Source organism: Microcoleus asticus IPMA8 (genome assembly GCF_013179805.1).
Taxonomy (GTDB): Bacteria; Cyanobacteriota; Cyanobacteriia; order Cyanobacteriales; family Microcoleaceae; genus Microcoleus; species Microcoleus asticus.
In genome coordinates this window covers 1-5992 of sequence record NZ_SRRZ01000215.1, presented here as the reverse complement: position 1 = coordinate 5992, position 5992 = coordinate 1, and the positions used below count along the sequence as shown (strand labels likewise).

The 5992-nt window shown below is 38.9% G+C and carries 2 protein-coding genes; both read right to left on the bottom strand.

Annotated features, from left to right (window positions below; translation table 11 throughout):
* Positions 1–1435, bottom strand: a 1435-nt coding sequence (locus E5S67_RS30675) for a serine/threonine protein kinase (protein ID WP_172193069.1), incomplete at its 3' end; no start/stop codon positions are given.
* A 65-nt stretch (positions 1436–1500) separates the two neighbouring features.
* Positions 1501–5973 (bottom strand): GAF domain-containing protein, encoded by a 4473-nt coding sequence (locus E5S67_RS30670; RefSeq protein ID WP_172193068.1) that lies wholly within the window; start codon positions 5971–5973, stop codon positions 1501–1503.
* Positions 5974–5992 lie beyond the last annotated feature (19 nt).

Below are 5992 nucleotides of genomic sequence, written 5' to 3'. Positions count from 1 at the left end.
AATCTGCCCATTGCAAATCATCTAAGAACATCACCAATGGATGTTCAGCACTGGTAAAGACTTGGGTGAATTTTTGAAACAATAAATTAAATCTATTTTGTGCCGCTGTTCCTGATAATTCTGGTGCGGGTGATTGCTGACCAATAATTGTTTCTAGTTCGGGAATGACTTCAATAATGACTTGACCATTTTCTCCAACTGCTGATAATATCTTATTTTTCCATTCTTGGATTTGAGCCTCGCTTTCGGTTAACAATTGCCCGATTAAATCTCGGAACGCTTGCACAAAAGCAGAGAAGGGAATGTTGCGCTGAAATTGATCGTATTTGCCTTTAATGAAATAACCGCGTTGGCGAACAATAGGTTTATGCACTTCGTTGACAACGGCTGTTTTTCCAATCCCCGAAAAACCAGCGACTAGCATCATTTCTGTAGCTCCTTGACTGACTCGCTCAAAGGCTTGGAGTAGAGTTGATACCTCGGCTTCTCGTCCATATAGTTTGTCGGGGATGAGGAAGCGATCACACAGATCCCGTTGTCCAATCTCAAAGCTCTCAATCGAACCCGTAACTTTTAACTGAGTTAAACAATTTTCTAAATCAAACTTGATACCCAACGCACTCTGATATCTTTCTTCGGCATTTTTTGCCATCAGTTTGGTGACTATTTGTGATAGTACAGAGGGAATTTTAGAAGTAATTTCATGTACTAAAGGCGAGGCTTTCGCAATATGGCAATGCACCAATTCCATTGGATTGTTTGATTGAAAAGGTAACTTTCTTGTGAGTAATTCGTAGAAAGTTACGCCTAGAGAATAGAAGTCTGTTCGATAGTCAATCCCCCGATTCATTCGACCTGTTTGTTCTGGGGAAATATAAGCTAGTGTTCCTTCTAAAACATTGGGATTGATGAGTGTTTGGGTTTCTCGCGGTAGCAAAGATGCAATACTAAAGTCGATTAATTTGACTTGTTTGGTTTCAGGATTAATTAAAATATTGCTGGGTTTAATGTCTTTGTGAATGATGCGCGATCGATACAATATATCTAAGGTATTGCACAGTGCGATCGCGATTGACAAAAACTCTCTCAAAGATAGTGCGTTCTTCCCTTTAATCGCCCATTCGTGAAGTGAAATCCCCCCAAAGTCTTCCATTACTAACGCATAGCCATTTCGATAGGGTTCGAGACTATAAGTTTTGATAATTCCAGGTTGACAAAGGTTTTTAGCAATGGTATATTGATTGCGAAACTGTACCAGTTCGCTAAAAGTAGGATAGTCGTTTTTCAGCAGTTTGATGACGACCGGTAGTCGATCGTTGGTACGGATAGCCCGATATACCAAGGTGCGACTTCCTGAATAAACTGGTTCGATAATTTGATAGTTGGGAATTTGAACAGTTGGATGATTGTTGTTCTTTGTGTGAGAGCTATTCATGACTGTTGCTGTTTGATAATTGATGAGCGAGTGGTTGTTAAATGAGTCTGAATGCTGGCATAAAATTAACTTTTTTGTTCGGATTTAGTTGGCAAGGTGATGATAAATTCAGTTCCAGTTCCCATTATAGAGTTGACGTGAAGGGAACCGCCATGTTTTTCGACGATAATTTGACGCGCGATCGCCAATCCCAATCCCGTACCTTTACCGACAACTTTCGTAGTAAATAAATGGTCAAATATTTTTTGTTTGACAGATTCATTCATTCCCTGACCATTATCAGCAATGACAATTTTGACCTGATGATTTTCTCTTGAAGTAGTAATTGTAATGCGGTTTGGATTTGCTTGAATTTCTGCCAAACTTCGCCCAATATTCGATTCATCTAAAGCATCAATCGCATTTGCCAGGATATTCATAAATACCTGATTTAATTGCCCAGGTAAACACTCTACTGAAGGTAAATTACCGTAGTTGGTAACAACTTCAATGGCGGGATATTGTTTGTTAGCTTTGAGGCGGTGTGTCAAAATTAAAATCGTACTATCAATACCGTCGTGAATATTAAATGGCACTTTGTAATCTTTATCAGCACGGGAGAAAGTGCGGAGTGAAGTGCTGATTTTGCGGAGGCGATCGCACGCCATTGTCATAGAATTAATTATCTTAGGCAAATCTTCTAAGCTATAATCCAATTCAATTTCTTCAGCGTGGTCTTTAATTTCATCACTCAGATTTGGCTGACTTGCTTGATATAGTTTCAAGTGGGCAATAACATCTGCTATAGTGGGTTTAACTTGTTGGAGACTAGCCGCAATAAAGCCCAAAGGATTATTCATTTCATGTCCTACCCCGGCCACTAAATTACCTAAAGCAGACATTTTCTCACTTTGAACTAACTGAAGTTGGGTTTGCTGGAGATGCTGAAGTGTTTGTTCAAGTTGGGTTGCCTGTTTTTGAGTTTTAGTTAATAGATCTATCTGCTTGAGTGCAACTCCCATTTGTGCAGCAATTTGCTGGGCAAATTGAATCTCAGAGGGTTGCCAGTGACGAGGGCGATCGCATTGGTGAATGCAGAGCAATCCCCAAAGTTCATCATCTTGCATAATTGGCACAATTAACGAGGCTCTCACATGGAATTGCGCTAAAATTGCGCGATGACAATCTAGCATTTCCTCTGTTTGTAAATCAGTTATTGTACAAATGCGTCCTTGTTTATAAAAGTTTGCATAGTTTTCACCAAAGCAACTATCTTGAATTTTGAATGCTATAGCAGAAGGAAATGCTGGTAGTACATCTTCGGCTATAAATTCACCATATTCGTAATTCATGTCTAGATCAAACTGATAAATTCCCACCCGATCGGCATTGATAATGCGACGAATATTTTGGGTGACTGTACAGAAAATAGCATCCAAGTCTAAAGACTTCCGCATCTTGTTGACAACATTAAACAAGGTTTTCTGTTGTTTTAGGGATTGTTGTAGCTGTTGAGCGTTGTCTTGAGATTCTTGATAAAGCCGAGCATTTTCTAGAGATATTGCTGCTTGGGAAGAAAGGAGATTAATAATGCTAAGGCGATCTTTAGTAAAAACTCCTTGAGTCAGTTTATTTTCTAAGTAAATAATACCTACCAAATGTCCTTGATTAATAATCGGGGTACATAATACACTCCGGGGTTTTGTTCTGTACATATATTCCCCAATTACACCAGGAATATCTGTTTTCAAGTTATCTATTGCAACAGTTTGTTTGGTATTTTTGACATAATTGATAATGGTTGTGGGAAGATCTTGACAAGTATCTAGTGGTTGTGAATTAAGAATAGTTTGTATCTCAACATGAGAATTTGAGCCATGATTAATAAAGGTAATTGCCCTAACTTGCCAAATATCTCCTTGGGGAAGAATTAGTGCAGATTTTTTCGCGCCCGAGTTTTCTAGGATAATGCGAGTGAGACTGGTAATGAGTTGATCTATTTCCAGAGAACAGGAGATAGCTTGAGAGGCTTTGAGGATAGAGGTAAAATCTAGAACATCGTAAAGATTGGTGCTATTACTGCTATGCGTATGAGTAGATGAGATAGTCTCATTAAAGGCAATAGTTTCTAGGGGGTTGAGGTTAATTCTTTGCTGTTGCAGGATGGGTTGCAACAGTTTGGGATAGTATTTTGCTAAGCAATCGGTTTTGGCTTTCGCTCCCCAACGAGCGTAGCAGTAATATGCTTCTTGCATATATGCTTGGGCGACTTTTTCTTTACCCCAGTCGAGATAGAATTTGGCTGCGAGTTCGTTGCTCAGTCCTTCTTCTTGGATGTAGCTGTTTTCTTTAGCAAGAGAAATGGCTAGGTCATAATTATTCATTGCTTCTAAATATTCACCAAGAACTCGATGTCGTTCTGCCTCAACTAGATAAAATTTGTGTAGATGATTCGTTGGGTTATGACTTGTCCATTTCTGCATATTTTTCTGATTGGCTGCTACTTGTTGCAGGATATTTTCTTGCTCAGCTTTAGGATGGTTAGGCAAGATAGTTAACTCAGTGAGAGAAGCATAAAAATAGAACATAGGAATATTAAACATTCCTTTGCCCCCAGATAAATAATGTTTTGCGCGTTCGATATATTCAAGCGCTGGCTTAAATTCTTGAAACAAATAACACAGAATTAACTTGTTCAAAAAGAAATGCCATAATCCTGTTTTGTCATCTTTCTGCTGATATCGTGCTAAAAGTTCCTGTTCTTTATCTGCTTCACCAAGCAACACAAATGGACTTGCCGTTTTACCTAGTAAGTTCAAAATTGACTGTCGATAAAGTTCATTGTAGTTGAGCTGTGTTTGCTGATTAATCTGTGACAATGCCTTGCTATAGGCTGTCATTTCTTGTTCTAGCTCGGATAACTCACAACCCATGAAATAGGCATGGAAGCCGTAAGCATAAGCTGCGTAGCCCAACGCCATTAAATTTCCACTTTCCCAACCACTGGAGTAAGCATTTTGCAGCAGCTTTAAGGTTTCTCTGACATGAACTTTCCAATGAAGTACAAAAGTAGAGGTGACAAATAACACTCGGGCTTCAATTGTTTTTTCTTTGAATTTAGATAATAAATTCAAACCCAATTGACCAAATTCATAGCCTTGCTCAATATCGCCAGCAACAGCACAAAGAAATAATCCGTAGGTAGAGTAGCTTAATGCAGAAATAGGTGCATTTCCATAAATCATTGATAGATTCATCTGCGTCATGATTATCAATGAATTGAGATTTGGTTTTGTCAAATAAGCAGGGACAGATATTTCATTGAGAATTTGCATCACTGCCAAAATTTGAGGGTTCGTCATCTCTGGCAGATTTAGCAGATCCCCAGGTTTCTTGCTACCTAGAAGAGCTTGTGTTTCTTGACGCACCCGTGCAACATCTTCTAAATCCGCTGATTCAGGCAGATCGATCTCAAATTTATTTAATATTGTCAATCCAGTGTTGATGGCTGCGAGTAGCTGACCCTGTGAAGTGTACGCACTAATTCTTACAGCATAAACTTTGACTGTCTCTAATGCTGTTTTTGCCTGTTGCAGTACCACTTCTACAAGGGCTTCCATTTCATGTATATCGGTATTGAGATAGGCTGCCTCCGTTGCTTCTACATACAATGCTAGTGTCAGGTTATACTGAATTTGCCAGCGATCGCCTGCTAATAGATCGCGCCCAACTGCAAAATATTTAACTGCCGCACTATAAGCAGTGGAATTTTTAGCTTTGCGGCCAGCGATTAAATTTAACTTTGCTAATTCCTCTCGTGCTGTTGGCTGTTCAATTAATTCGACAGCGACATTGAGCTGATTAACAATCTCAAAAATTCGTTCTTCTTGTTCACTCTCAGATGTGTTCTTTAGTAACTGTTGACCAATGCGATGATGAGTGGTTTTCTTTTGCTCATCTGGAATCAGTGAATAAGCAGCTTGTTGGACGCGATCGTGTAAAAATTTGTATGTAACAGTCTGTTGATTTTCTTGATTAACTGCTTGACTTTCTTGCCCAACATAAAATTTATAAACATTACTAATCGGTAAAATCAACCCTTCTTGTAATGCTTTCCACAAATCAGCAGCCGTCTCAATTTCCGATTTTTCTGAAACAACTGCCAAAGTTGCTAAATCAAACTGGTTGCCAATACAAGCAGCCAACTGCAATATATTTTGAGTTAATGGCGGTAGTTTTCGCAGTTGAAAACCCATAAAAGCTACAACGTCATCTGTAACCGCTTGCTGACTTACCTGTGCAATGTCACATTGCCAACATCCTAACTCACAATCAAATTTAATTAATTTTTCTTGATGCAATGCTTTGAGAAACTGTGTAGCAAAAAACGGATTACCTTGAGTTTTTTGATCGACTAATTGAGAAAGAGTCCCTGCCACACTTTCTGTACATTTCAGTGTATCAGCAACTAACTGATTCACTTGGTTTTGACTGAGTGGTGCTAAAGTAATCGTATTAATTGTGAAGAGTGTTTTTTGAATCTCACTCAAAGTCAACATTAATGGATGTGCGGGATTG

Coding starts and splice junctions, on each gene's coding strand:
- E5S67_RS30670 (WP_172193068.1), bottom strand. CDS start 5,973: ATGTTGACTTTGAGTGAGATTCAAAAAACACTCTTCACAATTAATACG.